Annotated in this window: 15 protein-coding genes and 1 riboswitch; of the genes, 3 read left to right on the plus strand and 12 right to left on the minus strand. The window is 60.3% G+C overall.

Annotated elements, in window-relative coordinates; genetic code table 11:
* Together cobW and O9X91_RS08155 are read right to left on the minus strand one after the other, a co-directional pair.
* Positions 1-1,038: a cobalamin biosynthesis protein CobW gene (gene cobW, locus O9X91_RS08150; protein WP_269833833.1), complete on the minus strand. Its 1,038-nt coding sequence runs from the start codon at positions 1,036-1,038 to the stop codon at positions 1-3.
* Positions 1,035-1,460 carry a DUF1636 family protein gene (locus tag O9X91_RS08155; RefSeq protein WP_162520494.1) on the minus strand — a complete coding sequence of 142 codons (426 nt, stop codon included), beginning with the start codon at positions 1,458-1,460 and terminating at the stop codon, positions 1,035-1,037. Before O9X91_RS08155 ends, cobW begins: the two co-directional genes overlap by 4 nt.
* A gap of 120 nt (positions 1,461-1,580) precedes the next feature.
* Positions 1,581-1,795: riboswitch (cobalamin riboswitch) on the minus strand.
* Positions 1,796-1,928: 133 nt separating this feature from the next.
* On the opposite strand from O9X91_RS08155, the gene cobO reads away from it, so the two are divergent.
* Together cobO and O9X91_RS08165 are read left to right on the plus strand one after the other, a co-directional pair.
* Complete coding sequence (gene cobO / locus O9X91_RS08160; protein ID WP_137412352.1) at positions 1,929-2,546, plus strand: cob(I)yrinic acid a,c-diamide adenosyltransferase; 618 nt, start codon at positions 1,929-1,931, stop codon at positions 2,544-2,546.
* Between the two features lies 1 nt (position 2,547).
* A complete protein-coding gene (locus O9X91_RS08165; protein ID WP_142912900.1) occupies positions 2,548-4,005 on the plus strand; it encodes a cobyric acid synthase in 1,458 nt (485 codons plus the stop codon).
* On the opposite strand, the gene cbiB is transcribed toward O9X91_RS08165, so the two are convergent.
* On the minus strand, positions 3,992-4,957 hold the full coding sequence (gene cbiB / locus O9X91_RS08170) for an adenosylcobinamide-phosphate synthase CbiB (protein ID WP_142912899.1): 966 nt from the start codon (positions 4,955-4,957) through the stop codon (positions 3,992-3,994). The two genes, O9X91_RS08165 and cbiB, sit on opposite strands and share 14 nt — an antisense overlap.
* On the opposite strand from cbiB, the gene cobD reads away from it, so the two are divergent.
* Complete coding sequence (cobD, locus tag O9X91_RS08175) at positions 4,956-6,002, plus strand: threonine-phosphate decarboxylase CobD (RefSeq protein ID WP_077983656.1); 1,047 nt, start codon at positions 4,956-4,958, stop codon at positions 6,000-6,002. The genes cbiB and cobD overlap by 2 nt on opposite strands.
* Here the strand turns inward: cobD and O9X91_RS08180 are convergent.
* From O9X91_RS08180 to O9X91_RS08220, 9 genes are all read right to left on the minus strand, one after another.
* Complete coding sequence (locus O9X91_RS08180) at positions 5,984-7,261, minus strand: L-fuconate dehydratase (RefSeq protein WP_137412356.1); 1,278 nt, start codon at positions 7,259-7,261, stop codon at positions 5,984-5,986. The genes cobD and O9X91_RS08180 overlap by 19 nt on opposite strands.
* Positions 7,262-7,297: 36 nt before the next feature.
* The gene (locus O9X91_RS08185; protein WP_077983658.1) at positions 7,298-7,627 is read right to left on the minus strand and encodes an L-rhamnose mutarotase; all 330 of its coding nucleotides are present in this window, start codon (positions 7,625-7,627) and stop codon (positions 7,298-7,300) included.
* Between the two features lie 11 nt (positions 7,628-7,638).
* Positions 7,639-8,772 carry a mannitol dehydrogenase family protein gene (locus O9X91_RS08190; protein WP_142912898.1) on the minus strand — a complete coding sequence of 378 codons (1,134 nt, stop codon included), beginning with the start codon at positions 8,770-8,772 and terminating at the stop codon, positions 7,639-7,641.
* Positions 8,769-9,779, minus strand: coding sequence for a zinc-binding alcohol dehydrogenase family protein (locus tag O9X91_RS08195; protein WP_142912897.1), 1,011 nt, complete (start codon positions 9,777-9,779; stop codon positions 8,769-8,771). Before O9X91_RS08195 ends, O9X91_RS08190 begins: the two co-directional genes overlap by 4 nt.
* Positions 9,780-9,782: 3 nt before the next feature.
* Positions 9,783-10,604, minus strand: a complete 822-nt coding sequence (locus O9X91_RS08200) for an amidohydrolase family protein (RefSeq protein ID WP_142912896.1) — start codon at positions 10,602-10,604, stop codon at positions 9,783-9,785.
* Between the two features lie 4 nt (positions 10,605-10,608).
* On the minus strand, positions 10,609-11,622 hold the full coding sequence (locus O9X91_RS08205) for an aldo/keto reductase (RefSeq protein ID WP_142912895.1): 1,014 nt from the start codon (positions 11,620-11,622) through the stop codon (positions 10,609-10,611).
* A 63-nt stretch (positions 11,623-11,685) separates the two neighbouring features.
* Entirely contained in the window at positions 11,686-12,627 is a 942-nt protein-coding gene (locus O9X91_RS08210) for an ABC transporter substrate-binding protein (RefSeq protein WP_080792163.1), read from the minus strand.
* A gap of 75 nt (positions 12,628-12,702) precedes the next feature.
* Positions 12,703-13,725 (minus strand): ABC transporter permease, encoded by a 1,023-nt coding sequence (locus tag O9X91_RS08215; RefSeq protein ID WP_077983716.1) that lies wholly within the window; start codon positions 13,723-13,725, stop codon positions 12,703-12,705.
* An 8-nt stretch (positions 13,726-13,733) separates the two neighbouring features.
* Complete coding sequence (locus tag O9X91_RS08220) at positions 13,734-15,299, minus strand: sugar ABC transporter ATP-binding protein (protein ID WP_162520493.1); 1,566 nt, start codon at positions 15,297-15,299, stop codon at positions 13,734-13,736.
* Positions 15,300-15,392: the final 93 nt, after the last annotated feature.

Raw genomic sequence — 15,392 nt, forward strand, 5'->3', positions numbered from 1 at the left:
TTAGGCGGCCAGCATCTGTTCGATCTTTTCGCGGTTGATGCCCTTTTCGCCGATGACGACGAGGCGGCTGCGGCGTTCCTCACCCGCAGCCCAGGGCCGGTCGTAATAATGGTTGACACGGCTGCCGACAGCCTGCACCTGCAGGCGCATCGGCTTCGCGGCAATTTCGATGAAGCCCTTGATGCGCAGGACATTTTCGGCAGCGGCCGTCTTGGCGATACGGGCCGCCAGCGCTTCTGGATCGGTAACAGTCGGCAGATCGATGACGAAGCTGTCGAAATCGTCATGCTCGTGGTCGAGTTCGCCATCATGGTGGGTGCGGCGGTTTTCGATATCCTCTTCCACCGCAAGACCAAGACCGATCAGCACGGCGGGGTCGATGGCGCCATTGGAGGCCACAACGATCTTTGCCGCCTTCGGCAGATGTTCGAGAACATGCTCCTTGGCCTTGTCCAGGCCGGCATCGTCAAGAAGATCGGCCTTTGTCAGCACGATAAGATCGGCGCAGGCAACCTGATCTTCGAAAACCTCTTCGACCGGGTCATCGTGATCGAGCGCCTCGTCATTGGCCCGTTGGGCCGCGAGTGCTTCCATGTCGTGCGCCACCTGACCCTCGGCAAGGGCGGCGCCATCCACTACGGCTACGACAGCGTCCACCGTCACACGGCTCTTGATCGCCGGCCATTGGAAGGCCTGCACCAAGGGCTTCGGCAGGGCAAGGCCCGAGGTCTCGATGAGGATATGCTCCACCTTCGGCTGGCGGCTCAGAATCTGTTCGATGGCGGGCTGGAAATCATCCGCCACCGTGCAGCAGATGCAGCCATTGGCCAGTTCGACGATGTTTTCTTCCGGGCAGCTTTCAATACCGCAACCTTTGAGAATCTCGCCATCGATGCCGATATCGCCGAACTCGTTGACGATGATCGCCAGCCGCTTGCCGTCCAGCTTTTCGAGAAGGCCGCGCAGCAGCGTGGTTTTGCCAGCCCCCAGAAAGCCGGTGACGATGGTGCAGGGAACGCGGTCCAGAAGGGTGCTCATGATCTCTCCTCGGTAAAATCGAATGGGGGAATGCGCGCCACCATGCCGCGCTTTAAGGGTTCGGGGCGGCCGCGCCAGGGCATCAGGCCGTCGGGGGCGGCCGCCAGCAGCTGCGCACCGGTCAGCAAATCTTCCGCATCACCGGTCGTCAGCCCGCCGAAGACATAGGACCAGCCATTGGCGCTGCGCAGCACGGCGCTAAGCCCGCGCTTGCAATTGGCGAGGCAGTTGACGGAACGAACGGTGACACCGGTTTCCTGCGCCTTTGCGATGACGGCATCGGCGAGACGTGAACCGGGGCGCGGTTCGGCATTGGGATCGGTTTCATCGCGGCAGCTTCTGCAAACGAAGACGGTCACGCCGGACGCCGTTTCGTTCTGCGTGTTTCCGCCTGCACATGAAGATGTCGCTGAAATATCCAAACCGTATCGTTTCCCGCGCCTTACAAAAAATCTCGGGGGTGCGGATGCCGAATACGGCATGCGGACAGACGCAAGCCGGGTGTTCGATCTAACCGACTGACCGGAGCACCCCGCCCGGCAGACGTTTTTCCTGAAACGGCAGGTCTCCTGGCTCGCGGCTTTACATCCTGACACCGCCTTCCCGAACCCGTTAAGGCGTCCAGTGGCTTTACGGTGCGGGCTTACCGCTTACAGTTGCGGGGGCAGCCACGGAATGACCCGGTAATCGGGTTGGAACCGTGTTCCCTCTTAGCTTTTCCCGTTGCCGGGAAAAGACCGTCAGTCCGTTACCCTTAGGCTGAACGGGCGTGGGGGTCAATGCCGCGACCCTGTGGCCCGCACATTGCCGGGTGCGGCAAATTGGGTATAGTCGCCGCTCCGAATGGCGGGGCACCGGGTCCCACGCCGCTTGATGAAAAGGAAAACGCGATGACACGCGACATCAGCGACAGCGAAGCCGAACGTCACCGGCAGAAAATGGTCAACCGCAAAACGGTGCAGGACGCCGAGGTTGCGGAAAAGACCATCGAAAAAGGTCTGCTGATGATCAATACCGGCCCGGGCAAGGGCAAATCCACCGCCGCTTTCGGCCTTGCCCTGCGCATGCTCGGCACTGGGCGGCGGGTCGGCGTGGTGCAATTCATCAAGGGTGCATGGTCAACGGGAGAACAGCAGGCGCTGAATTTGTTCGGCGACAGGGTGGTGTGGCGCACCATGGGCGAAGGGTTCACCTGGGACACGCAGGATTTGAAGCGCGACGTTGCGGCGGCGGCAAAGGCCTGGGAAGAAGCCAAGGTCCTGATGGCCGACGAGACCGTCGGCCTGCTGATCCTCGATGAGCTGAACATCGCGCTCCGTTACGATTACCTGCCACTGGAGGAGGTGGTCGAAACGCTATCCAGCCGAAGGCCCGATCTGCACGTCATCGTTACCGGCCGCAACGCCAAGCAACCGCTCATCGACGCGGCCGATATGGTGACGGAAATGACCCTAGTGAAACATCACTTCAAGGCCGGCGTAAAAGCGCAGGCGGGGATAGAATTCTGACATGGCTGCACGCGTGCTGATGTTTCAGGGAACCGGCTCGGATGTCGGTAAATCGCTGATGGTGGCCGGCCTTGCCCGCGCGTTCACCCGGCGCGGCCTGTCCGTCATGCCGTTCAAGCCGCAGAACATGTCAAACAATGCGGCCGTGACCGCCGATGGCGGCGAGATCGGCCGGGCACAGGCGCTGCAGGCACGGGCGGCGGGCGTGCCGCTTTCCGTGCACATGAACCCGGTGCTCCTGAAGCCGCAGAGCGAGACCGGCGCACAGGTGGTGGTGCAGGGCAAGATCGCCGGCAATGCCAGGGCGGCCGACTATCAGAACATGAAGGCCGGGCTGATGCCGCGCGTGCTCGAAAGCTTCAACCGCCTGAAACAACGGGCCGATCTGGTGCTGGTGGAAGGGGCGGGCAGCGCCTCCGAAATCAACCTGCGTACCAATGACATCGCCAATATGGGTTTTGCCAGAGCTGCGGACGCGCCTGTGATCCTGATCGGCGATATCGACCGGGGCGGCGTCATCGCCAGCCTCGTCGGCACCAAAGCCGTGCTCGAAGCTGAAGACGCGGCGATGATCGAAGGTTTCATCGTCAATCGCTTTCGCGGTGATCCGGCCCTGTTTTCAGACGGCATGCGGATAATTAGGGAACAGACCGGCTGGGCCTCTATCGGCCTTCTGCCACATTTCTCAGATGCCGCCAAACTGCCGGCGGAAGATGCGCTGGGGCTCTCCGGCCCGGCCCAACAGAAGCCTGGCGCAAAGATCCGCATCGCCGTGCCGATCCTGCCGCATATTTCCAATTTCGACGATCTCGATCCGCTGGATATGGAACCGGATGTCGAACTGATCCGCGTGCGGCCGGGCGAAACCATTCCGGCCGATTGCCGGCTGGTGCTGCTTTGCGGATCGAAAGCCACCATCGCCGATCTTGCCGTGCTGAAAGATGCGGGCCTAGACATCGATATAAAGGCGCATGTGCGGCGCGGCGGCTACGTTCTCGGCCTGTGCGGCGGATACCAGATGCTCGGAAAAACCGTTGCCGACCCTGACGGCATTGAGGGATCGCCGGCAACTGTCGATGGGCTCGGTCTGCTTGATGTCGACACGGTTTTGACGGGCGACAAGCGACTCGTTTCCGTTCAAGGCGTGAGCTTTGATGGTATTGGTTTATCCGGCTACGAAATGCATGTCGGGGAAACCACGGGAGCAGCGGGCAATCTGGCGTTTTCGACGATCGACGGGCATAGCGATGGAAGCATTTCACCCGACGGTCGCGTCTTCGGCACCTATATTCACGGCCTCTTCGCGGATAACAGCCAGCGGAGCGCGTGGCTGGAACGTCTCGGCGGGCAGGGCACGGAGCTGAACTACGATGCGCAGGTGGACGCCGTTCTTGATCGCCTCGCGGCGCACCTGGAACAGCACCTCGATCTCGACCGTCTGCTTGCTATAGCGCGATAAGGATCGCCAGAAGTCCGAACAGGCCGATCAAGAGCAGGTCGGCAATCCGCACAAGCCGCAGCGCCCTGCGAATATCGCCGGCAACCAGCGCCGCCCTGCCACCTTCACCCATGAAACGCGCCTCGATCATCTGACCGCCATAGGAGCGCGGCCCTGCGAGCGCAAAGCCGAGAGCACCGGCCAACGCCGCCTCCGGCCAGCCAGCGTTGGGAGAACGGTGATGATGGGCATCGCGACGTATCGCAGCCATAGCCCTGCCGGGTGATGCGCCCTTAACAAAAAACGCGGCAACCACGAAAAGACCGCCGCTCAACCGTGAGGCCGGCAGATTGACCAGATCGTCCAGCCGGGCGGAGGCCCAGCCGAAGGCCTCATGGCGGGGTGAGCGATGGCCGATCATGCTGTCAGCCGTATTGATCGCCTTGTAAGCCGCGCCGCCCGGCAGGCCCAGGATGCCGAGCCAGAAGGCGGGAGCGACGATGCCGTCGGAAAAATTTTCGGCCAGACTTTCAACCGCCGCCCGGCAGATCGCCGCTTCGTCCAGCTTTTGAGGATCCCGCCCGACGATCATCGATACCGCCTTGCGGCCGCCTTTCACACCCTCACGCTCCAGAGCAATGGCGACAGCCTCCACATGCTGCTCAAGACTTTTCTGCGCCGGAAGCGAAGCTCCCAGCACAGCAACCAGTAAAATGCCGAAGGGCAGAAAAAGCAGGGTGGATTGCGCAAACCACGCAACAAGCAGCGTCAGCCCGACGAAAACGAGGAGAGCCGCGACACCGGCTCCCTTGCGCTGTGAAAATGACGCACTCTCCCGGTTCCATTTTTTGTCCAGCAGCGCGATAAGCGAACCGATCCAGGTGACGGGATGGCCGATGCGTTTGAACAGCCATTCCGGATAGCCGGTCAGGCGTTCGATCACGAGCGACAGGAAAGCGAGAGCAAAAAACATGGGCGAAACAGTACCAGAAAAGGCGAAAGCTGCGATCCGTCACGGTGGCAATCTCGGCAGGGCGCGTCTGCTGTTTCCTGAAGCGCCTGAACCGTGGATCGACCTTTCGACTGGGATCAATCCGCACTCCTACCCGCATTCGCCGATCCCCGCCAGCGCATTCGCCCGCCTGCCGGAACCGGACGCCGCCGAAGAATTGAAAAGTCTGGCGGCAACGCATTTCAATGCGCCTTCCGCCCGGCATGTAGCGCTTTCCCCCGGCACGCAGATGCTGATGCCATTACTGGCTCAGATCGCTATCGCCCGCGGGGCAAAAAGCGGCGCCGTCCTTTCCCCCGCCTATGCGGAACATGCCCGAACCGCACGCATGGCCGGACTGGCTGTGACCGAGGCGGAAAACATCAGCGCGATGTCGGCTCATGACTATGGCGTCGTGGTCAATCCCAATAATCCCGATGGCCGCATCACGGATCGCACCGCCTTGTTGTCGCTGGCCGCCGCCATGCGCCGCAAGGGTGGGCTGCTCGTCGTGGACGAAGCCTTCATCGAGACAGGAGGTGCCGAAAGCCTCGCAAATGCCGCCTGTCAGGATGCACTGGTCATCCTGCGCTCTTTCGGTAAATTTTACGGCATGGCAGGCGTTCGGCTGGGTTTCGCGATTGCGCAGCCCGATATTGCTGCTGAACTGGAGGCAAGGCTCGGCCCCTGGGCGGTATCCGGCCCGGCGCTGCATATCGCGACGCAGGCTCTGGCGGACGGGGAATGGCAATCGTCCATGCGTCTGCACCTTGCAGAAGACGCCCGGCGCATGAACGCCATGCTGGAAAAAGCGGGGCTGGCAATTGCCGGCGGCACGTCGCTGTTTACTCTGGTGCGGGATCCCCGCACCACAAACCTGTCCAGCCATCTTGGCCGACACGGCATTCTGGTCCGCATTTTTGATGAGAGGCCGAACGACATGCGTTTCGGCCTTCCCGGTAGCGAAACGGAGTGGCAGCGCTTTGAGGAGGCGCTGTCATCCTTTGACTATTCCTCGAAGGTGTAGGTCTCAATCGACTCCGGCTTCATTTCGATGGAGAAGCCCGGCAATTTCGGCGGCATGTAAGCGGCGTTTCTGATATCGCAGGGTTCGATGAAATGCTCGTGCAGGTGGTCGACATATTCGATCACGCGGCCTTCCTTCGTGCCAGATACCACGAGATAGTCGATCATCGACAGATGCTGCACATATTCGCAGAGGCCGACGCCACCGGCATGCGGCCAGACCGGCAGATTGTATTTGGCGGCGATCAGCAGCACCGCCAGCACCTCGTTCAGACCGCCCATGCGGCAGCTGTCGATCTGCACCACATCGATGGCGCCCTCGGCGATGAACTGCTTGAACATGATACGGTTCTGACACATTTCACCCGTCGCCACCTTAACCGGACCGATGGCCGCGCGGATCTTGCGATGGCCGGCGACGTCGTCCGGGCTCGTCGGCTCTTCAATGAAGAAGGGGTTGCAGAAGGCAAGCTTGTTGACCCACTCGATGGCCTGATCGACTTCCCAGACCTGATTGGCATCAATCATCAGGTAACGGTCGGGACCGATCACCTCACGGGCAATGGTAAGACGGCGAATATCGTCTTCCAGATCGCGGCCAACCTTCATCTTCACATGGTTGAATCCGGCATCGATGGCTTCCTGGCAAAGACGACGCAGCTTGGCGTCGTCGTAACCCAGCCAGCCGGCCGACGTGGTGTAGCAGGCATACCCTTCGTTCTTCAGCGTCTCGATACGTTCCTTCTTGCCGCTTTCGGCTTTTTTGAGGATCGCAAGCGCTTCGTCCCGGGTCAGCACGTCGGTCAGATAGCGGTAATCGACGATATCGGCAATTTCTTCCGGGCTCATATCGGCAACGAGCTGCCACACCGGCTTGCCGGCCTTCTTGGCCAGCAAATCCCATACCGCATTCACAACGGCGCCGGTGGCGAGATGCATCGCGCCCTTGTCCGGGCCGATCCAGCGCAACTGGCTGTCGCTCGTCAGATGTCGCCAATATTTGCCGGGGTTCTCGGTGACGGTGGCAAGATCGGTGCCAACCACCAGATGACGCATCGCTTCGATGGCCATGCAGCAGATGTCATTGCCGCGACCGATGGTGAAGGTCAGCCCGTGGCCTTTAAGACCCGGCTCATCGGTATCGAGAATGACATAAGCCGCCGAATAATCCGGGTCGGGGTTCATCGCGTCCGAGCCGTCGAGACTTTGGGACGTCGGAAAACGCAGGTCGAAAACACGCAGATCAGTAATTTTGGTCATGGCCGTTCACTCGCGGTCAGTGTCAAAGGAAATCGTTTAGTCGAGGTGGAAGGTTTCTTCCATCATCGCCCACCACTCGCCTTCCTTGCGGCTTTCGAGCGGTTGCTGACAGGGAATGGTGAAAGACCACCACTCCTGGTTCTTCGGGCTTGCAGCCATCTTCGCCATGTCGGCGCTGATATCGCTGCCGTGATATTCCCAATAGCCGAAGAGCAGATTTTCCGGCTCGCGCAGGAAGATCGTATAATTGCGGATATTGCAGTCGCTGATGAGCGCCAGAATTTCAGGCCAGACGGCGGCATGCAGCCTTTTATATTCCGCGATCATTTCCGGTTTGACGCCTATGACCATGCCCATGCGCTGCATGAAAAACTCCGTTATTGCTTGATGGTGGCGAGCGCCGCGCGCAACTTCGACTGTGGCAGGCTCAATCCCAGCCGTTCCGCTGCGGCAACGACCGGAGCGAAGCGGCGGCGCTTCTTTTCATCGTGGTTGCCGGCGATATCGGCCAGCCGATGCGCGAGAAAGGGATTGCGCAAACGCGCCCGCAGCACGCCAATATAGGCCTGCGCCTCTTCTCCCATGCCTTCAGCGGCAAAGACCGGCAGAACCTCGTCCCGCCAAAGCGTCTCCAGATCCGCAACGAGAATATCGTCGACCATTGCCTGACGCACGGTTTCATCCTTGCCTCGCCCATCCTGCAACCAGCGCTCCGCCAGATAGGAATGACCGAGATTGAGCAGGAAAAGCTTCAGCTTTTCATAATGATCGAGATCATCGGTCAACACCACGGCGGGGTGCGTGCAGGGAAGGACAAGCCCGTCCTGCTTCTCGATTGCCCAGAGTGCATAGGGCTCCGCGACGGCACCCACCGGGTCGATAGGCTCGGAGACGATGCGATCCACGAGACTATTGGCGAAACGGCACTTCTCATTCAGATAAAGGGCAAAACCCGCCGGCAATTGCCATTCATCTGCAAGCCGGCGAATGACCTGTTTCAGCTTTTCGCCATTACGTGGCACGAGCTCACAAGGGAAGATGGAGACCGGTGCTTCCGGATTGCTCTGAAAACGCTCCAGCAGCAACATGCAGAGTTTGGCCGGAAAGCTTTTCGGTACGATCGTGAAATCGTCAGCAAGCCCGGCATTATCAGCCGAATCCAGCTCATAACCGCGATCGCCCGTATTGGACAGAATGACCTCGGCCTCGCAGGCAAGGCGGCGCACTTCGGCCCAGTCGGTCGCAGCCGTCAATGCCCGCGCGACAGCCCCGCCCCGAATTTCCTCATCCACTTCCTGCCCATCGCGGATGCCGCAAATACGCACGGGGTAGGGCGCCCCGCCGTTCAGCGCCGTAACACGCTTCAGGCTCTCCGCGTTGCCGGTCGTCTGTACAATCGCGATGCGCCCCAGAGCCTCGCCCTTGTCCAGCGCCTGCGAAACAAAGAGATCCGCATGCGCCAGAAGAAAGCGGCTGGTGCCGAATTGCAGGATGGGCGTATCGGGCGTCATGCGACCTCCACCATGCCCTTGATAACTCCGGCCTTCGGATCGGTCAGGCCGGCGAATCGTGAGGGCACATCGGCAAGCGTCATGCGATGGGTGATCAGTGCTTCCGGTACCTTGCCCTCCCGCAGCGCCTGCAGGACGCGCTCGAAATCCTCAGGCGTAGCATTGCGACTGCCGAGCAGCGTCGTTTCCCTCTTGTGGAACTCCGGATCGTTAAAGCTGATATCGCTGGCGACGATGGAGACCAGCACATAGGAACCGCCATGGCCGACAAAGGAAAAGCCGCGTTCCATGGCTTTCGGATTGCCGGTCGCGTCGAAGACCGCATCGAAAAAATCGCCGCCGGTGATGTTGGAGAGGCAATCCCTGTCGCCCTCGCCGAGCGCCACCGTGTGTACGACCCCGAGATGCTCTCTGCAGAAATCCAGCCGGTCGCTGCGCCCATCGATCATGGTCACTTCGCCGCCATCGAGAACCGCGAAAACCGCAACCGCCATGCCGATCGGGCCGGCGCCGACGATCAGAACCTTCTGCCCCTTCTCGACTGCGCCACGGCGCACCGCATGCGCACCGATAGCCAGAAATTCGGTCATCGCCGCCTGATCGAGGCTCAACCCCTCCGCCTTCAGCACGAATTGTTGCGGCACGCTCAGATATTCGACCATGCCGCCATCGCGATGAACGCCCAGCACACCGATATTGCGGCAGCAATTGCTCTTGCCCTTCAGGCAGGCGCTGCATTTGCCGCAAGAGATATAGGGAATGACGGTGACCACGTCGCCTGCGGACAGATGGCTGCCTTCCGGCGCCTCTTCCACCGTGCCGGAAAGCTCATGGCCCATGATGCGCGGATAAGAGAGATAAGGCTGGTTGCCGGTGAAGATGTGCAGATCCGTGCCGCAAACCCCGATGCGGCGAATACGCACCAGCACTTCGCCTTCGCCACGCACTGGTGTCGGCAGTTCCTTGGAAACGAGTTGACCTGGGGTTTCGCAGAAAATCGCCAGCATGTATCACCTGTGGGAAAGGGAATAAAAACGAACGGCGTTACCGCCAAAGACTGCCGCATGGTCCTTTGCCGGCACGATATCGCGGCAGAAATCCAGCCATACCTGATAGTCGCCCGCCAGCCGCAACACCGGCCAATCACTGCCGAAAATCACGCGGTTGCCGCCAAAGAGTTCCAGAATGGTCTCGGCATAAGGCCGTATCGCTTCCGGCCGCTGATCGCCGCGCTCGGTCAGCAGACCGGAAAGCTTGCAATGGACATTCGGAAGAGCCGCCAGAGCGGCCATATCCTTGCGCCAGTCGCTGTAGTGTCCGGCGGCAATCAGCGGCTTCGCGCCGTGATCGATGACGACAGGCAATTGCGGATGGCGGCGAGCAAAGGCGAGGAGATGAGGGAGATTGGGCGGCAGGACCAGCGCATCGAACGCCAGACCGTGCTCTACCAGCGTCGCCACGGCGGGATCGAGTGCCGGATCATCGATCCAGGCGACATCCTCGATGCCCTGCAACATCGGACGCACACCCTTGAACGCCGAATGTTTTGCCCGACGGGCGATTTCACTCGCCGCATCGGCGGACTTCATATCCACCCAGCCGACAACGCCCCTGATGAAATCGGTCTTTTCCGCCAGTTCCAGCATGAAATCCGTGTCGGCCGCCGTCTCCATCGTCTGAACCAGCACGGTGCCGGAAACTCCGGCAGCGGCCAGCAAAGGCGACAGGTCGGCGGGGAGAAAATCCCGGTAGATGGCGGCGAGCGACGGCGGCGGCCACTGCCCGGCGCGATCCTTCATCAGCCAGAAATGCTGGTGGGCGTCGATGAGCATCGCCTCAGGCCTTTCCGCCCGGTACGGGCGCACCTTCGGCGACCAGGCCGCGCCTGTGCAGTTCGGACCAGAATTCATCCGGGATCGACTGCTCGAACCACTCTATATTGGAGGCGAGCTGCTGCGCATTGCGCGCACCCGAAACGACCGTGACCGATGCCGGATGGGCAAGCGGAAATTGCAGTGCGGCCGCCTGCAGCGATACGCCGAGTTCCTCGCAAACACCCTGCAGCGCATCGACACGCGTAAGAATATCGGCAGGCGCGTCGGCATAATTGAATTTGCGGTTGCCGGCCAGAATGCCGGAATTGAATGCACCGGCGACAACGATGGCGACACCGCTTTCAGCGCAACGGTTCATGAAAGCAAGGCTCTGCTGCTCCAGCAGCGTATAACGGCCGGCAAGCATGGCGACGTCTATATCGAAGACATCCATGGCGTCGCTGACGATTTCCCACTCATTGACACCAAGGCCGACGGCCCCCGTCGATCCCTCCTCGCGCAGCTTGCCAAGCGCCCGGAAGCCGCCGCCGGTGGTCAGCTGCTCCCAGTAGTGCTGATGCTTTTCGCCATGGGTGAAGGAGCCGATATCATGGACATAAAGAATATCCGGCTTCAGAACGCCTAGCCGTTGCTGGCTTGCCTCGAAGGAGCGCAGAATACCGTCATAGGAATAATCATAGACCGGGCGGAACGGCAGGGGCGTTATATAGGCATCCTCCTCCGGACCCACGGTCTCGTCCGGCACCATCACACGGCCGACCTTGGTGCTCAGCGTGTATTCGTTCCGGTCATGCTCCGTCACCATGGTGCCGAGGCGGCGCTCCGACCGCGTATAGCCGTAGAACGGCGCGGTATCAAAATAACGCATGCCGCTTTCCCATGCCTTGTCGAACGCGCCCTTGGATTCCTCATAGGGCGTGACGCGGTAGAGATTGCCCATCTGGGCGCAACCGAGGCCCATGACGGTGACGTCGACGGCGCGGCGCGGCAATTTACGTGTATCGGAGACTTTCATCGCAGGGACTTTCCAGCTCGCCTTTGGAAGGACGCGCCGCCGCAAGGCGGCGCGCCGTCAGCATTAGTAAAGCACGTTCTTGGCTTCAGGCTTCTCGATATTGTCCTTGGTGACAACAACAACGCCGGTATCGACGAACTTCTCAACCTTTTCCTTGTTGATGAGCTTGGTCACGGTTTCCACGCCCTTTTCACCCATCTGGTACGAACCCTGAACCACGATGCCGGCAAGCGTGCCGTCCTTGACGAAGCTCTGCAAATCCTGGTTACCGTCAAAGCCGATGGCGACGACCTTGCCGGCCTTGCCGGACTGGGCAAGCGCGCGGCCGACACCGATGGCAGTAGGCTCATTGGCGCCGAAAATGCCCTTCAGGTCGGAATTGGCGGCCAGCACGTCGGTGGTCTGGTTCAGCGCGGTCGCCATCTGCGACTGCGAATAGAACGGACCAACGATCTGAAGCTTCGAGTGCATCTGGATGTAGTCGGTAAAACCGCCGACACGGCCGATTTCGGAACCGGCACCGGCGACATAGGACATGACGGCAATCTTGCCTTCCGTGCCAACCTTGTCGATCAGCGCCTGGGCCGCCAGTTCGCCGGCCTTCTTGTTATCGGTTGCCAGGAACGACTGGTAATATTGCTCCGAACCCTTGGCGAGCTGCGAGTCGATCAAAACGACGGGAATACGGGCTTCCCAGGCCTTCTTGACGGCCGGCACCAGCGCGTCCGGGTCGGAAGGTGCCAGGACAATGCCCGCGACCTTACGATTGATGGCGTTTTCGACCATGTTGACCTGGTCGGCAATGGCGGACTCGGCAGCCGGACCCTGGAAGGTCATGGTATTGCCGGAAGAGTTCTTCATCGCCGCATCAGCACCCTTCTGAACATTCTGCCAGAAGGTGGAGTTGACGGTCTTGACGATGACGGCGATCTCACCGGCCTGCACGGTGGAAACGCTCCACAGCGCGATTGCGGATGTCAGAAGGGCAGTCGCAATTTTCTTCATTTCTTCCTCCGTGATGTCGGCATACCGGGCCTCCCCTGCCGATCTTGTTTGCGGAAAGGGTCCGCAGCCCTTTGGTCAGCGGCGGTTGCGCAGCTGGTCGATCCAGACGGTGACCAGAATGACGAGGCCGATGATGATCTGTTGCGTGAAGGCGGACACGCCATTCATATTGAGACCGTTGCGCAGGATGCCGATGACGAAGGCGCCAATGGCCGTGCCGGAAATGGTGCCCACGCCGCCGATCAGCGACGTGCCACCTATGACCGCACTGGCAATGGCATCCAGCTCATACATCACGCCTTCGTTTGGCTGGGCGGTAACGAGACGCGACATCAGCACGCAGCCCGTGAGCCCGGCGAGCGTGCCGGACAGGATGTAGGTGAAATTGGTGACACGGGCGACATTGACGCCGGAAAGGCGCGCGGCTTCGGCGTTGGAACCGACAGCGTAAATGTGACGGCCAAGGATCGAGCGGTTGAGCATGAAGGAAACCGCAAGCGCAATCACCACCATCAGGATGACGGGGTAGGGGATACCGGGAAACACCACATTAGGAAAGCCGTCGTCACCGATAGTGACGATGCGAAAGAGGGCGCCGTTGCCAAGTTCGCCAAAGGATTCGCCGAGGCCCGAAACGGCGCGCGCGCCGGTGATTTGCAGGGCCACGCCGCGGGCGATCAACATCATGCCTAGGGTGGCGATGAAGGGCGGTAGCTTGAAACGGGTGACCAGAAGACCGTTAATGAAGCCGCAGAGCGATCCCGTCAGAATGCCGAGCAACATGCCGACCGGCACCGGCATACCGAGTTCCTTCACCGCAAGAGCGGCGACGACACCGGCGAGCGCCAGCACCGAACCGACCGAAAGATCGATACCACCGGTGATGATGACGCAGGTAGCCCCGATGCCGAGCAGCGCGATGGACGTGACCTGCAAGGCAATCGTCATGCCGTTATTGACGGTGAAGAAGGCGCTGCTGGTGGCGGAGAACACCGCGACGAGGGCGAACAGGCTGCCGAGCGCGGCAAACTTCTGGATGATGTCCTTCTGGCGATCGCTGACAGCGAAGCCCTTTTTAGGTTCTGCAATATTGGCCATGTCGTTCCTCACTGCGCGGCCCGGCCGTAACCGGACGCATACCGCATGATTTCTTCCTGATTGGTCTTGGCGGTTTCGAGCACGCCCGTAATCCGGCCCTGATGGAAAACGGCGATACGATCCGTCAGCCCCAGAATTTCCGGCAGTTCCGAGCTGATGAGAATGACGCCGATACCCTGCGCGGCGAGCTCGTCCATGATCTTGTAGATCGCGAATTTCGCGCCGACATCGATGCCGCGTGTCGGCTCGTCGAAGAACAGCACGCGCGACTGCCGGAACAGCCATTTGCCGATAATGATTTTCTGCTGATTGCCGCCGGAAAGCAGTCGCACCGTCTGCCCGATGGAGGGAGTACGGATATTCAGGAGATCGACGTAGCGCTTTGCCACATCGTCATGCTTTTTGAAGTCGATGAGCCCGAAACGGTTGGAAACCTCGCCGAGATTGGCAAGCGTCGTATTGGCCGCCACTGACATCTTGATGGCGAGGCCATCGCTTTTGCGATCTTCCGAGAGATAGGCGATGCCTTCTTCGATGGCGTCCTGCGGTGAGCCGATCGAAAGCTCGCGCCCGTTGAAAACGATCCTGCCCGCATCGAGCGGATCGGCGCCGAAGACAGCCCGGGCGACTTCGGTGCGGCCGGCACCCATCAACCCGGCAAAACCGAGGATTTCACCACGGCGCAGCGAAAAACCGACGTCGTGGAACACGCCGCTGCGCGTCAGGCCCTCGACGAAAAAAATAACGTCTTCCGTGGGGCGCGATGTCCGCTCGGGGAATTTGTCTTCCAGCGAACGCCCCACCATGCGCGTGACAATGTCATCAACGGTGATCGAGGCAAAATCGTCGGTTGAAATATAACGTCCGTCGCGCAGAACCGTCACACGATCGACGATTTCGGCCATTTCATCGAGACGATGGGAAATATAAACGATCCCGACACCGGATGCCTTGAGATCGCGGATGACCTTGAACAGGAGCCGGGTCTCCTGCTCGGTCAGCGAAGAGGTCGGCTCATCCATGATGAGCACTTCAGCGTCAAGAGAAAGCGCCTTGGCGATTTCCACCATCTGACACTGAGCGACCGAAAGGCCGCGGACAATCTGGTCCGGATCGATATCCACACCCAGCCGGTCGAGACAACGCTTGGCATCGAGACGCAGCTTCTTGCGGTCGACGAGTAAACCACGACGTGGTTCGCGCGCAAGATAGATGTTTTCAGCGACGGAAAGATGCGGAACGAGGTTGAGTTCCTGGTGGATGATGGCGATGCCGGCGGCTTCGGATTCCAGCGGCGATGCATATTGCACCTTCGCACCTTTATGAAGGATGGTGCCGTCGCTCGGCTGATAGACGCCGCTGACGATCTTCATCAGCGTCGATTTTCCCGCGCCATTTTCGCCGCAGACGGCATGCACCTCGCCTGCGCGCAGATCGAAATGCACGTTCGAAAGTGCTTTGACGCCGGGAAATTCCTTGCTGATATTATCGAGGCGCAGGAGCACCGCGCGCTGTCCGTGCGCCATCCGTTCAGACGAAAAATCGCCCCGAATTGTCGATGCGCCCTGCGACATCTGGAAACCTCCACCCTGTTCCCCGCTCCACCGGGGGCCTTTAACAGGGCAAATGGTTAGGCCGGTTTTTTATAATGGTCAAGCCAATTAGGT

Source organism: Agrobacterium salinitolerans, from assembly GCF_027498475.1.
Classification (GTDB): domain Bacteria; phylum Pseudomonadota; class Alphaproteobacteria; order Rhizobiales; family Rhizobiaceae; genus Agrobacterium; species Agrobacterium salinitolerans.

Bases quoted from the DNA above. Each gene is read 5' to 3' on its own strand.
- O9X91_RS08215 (WP_077983716.1), bottom strand. From the start codon at position 13,725: ATGGCCAATATTGCAGAACCTAAAAAGGGCTTCGCTGTCAGCGATCGC.
- cbiB (WP_142912899.1), bottom strand. From the start codon at position 4,957: ATGTTTTTTGCTCTCGCTTTCCTGTCGCTCGTGATCGAACGCCTGACC.
- O9X91_RS08195 (WP_142912897.1), bottom strand. From the start codon at position 9,779: ATGCTGGCGATTTTCTGCGAAACCCCAGGTCAACTCGTTTCCAAGGAA.
- O9X91_RS08200 (WP_142912896.1), bottom strand. From the start codon at position 10,604: ATGCTCATCGACGCCCACCAGCATTTCTGGCTGATGAAGGATCGCGCC.
- O9X91_RS08180 (WP_137412356.1), bottom strand. From the start codon at position 7,261: ATGACCAAAATTACTGATCTGCGTGTTTTCGACCTGCGTTTTCCGACG.
- O9X91_RS08165 (WP_142912900.1), top strand. From the start codon at position 2,548: ATGGCTGCACGCGTGCTGATGTTTCAGGGAACCGGCTCGGATGTCGGT.
- cobD (WP_077983656.1), top strand. From the start codon at position 4,956: ATGGGCGAAACAGTACCAGAAAAGGCGAAAGCTGCGATCCGTCACGGT.
- cobW (WP_269833833.1), bottom strand. From the start codon at position 1,038: ATGAGCACCCTTCTGGACCGCGTTCCCTGCACCATCGTCACCGGCTTT.
- cobO (WP_137412352.1), top strand. From the start codon at position 1,929: ATGACACGCGACATCAGCGACAGCGAAGCCGAACGTCACCGGCAGAAA.
- O9X91_RS08220 (WP_162520493.1), bottom strand. From the start codon at position 15,299: ATGTCGCAGGGCGCATCGACAATTCGGGGCGATTTTTCGTCTGAACGG.
- O9X91_RS08210 (WP_080792163.1), bottom strand. From the start codon at position 12,627: ATGAAGAAAATTGCGACTGCCCTTCTGACATCCGCAATCGCGCTGTGG.
- O9X91_RS08185 (WP_077983658.1), bottom strand. From the start codon at position 7,627: ATGCAGCGCATGGGCATGGTCATAGGCGTCAAACCGGAAATGATCGCG.
- O9X91_RS08190 (WP_142912898.1), bottom strand. From the start codon at position 8,772: ATGACGCCCGATACGCCCATCCTGCAATTCGGCACCAGCCGCTTTCTT.
- O9X91_RS08205 (WP_142912895.1), bottom strand. From the start codon at position 11,622: ATGAAAGTCTCCGATACACGTAAATTGCCGCGCCGCGCCGTCGACGTC.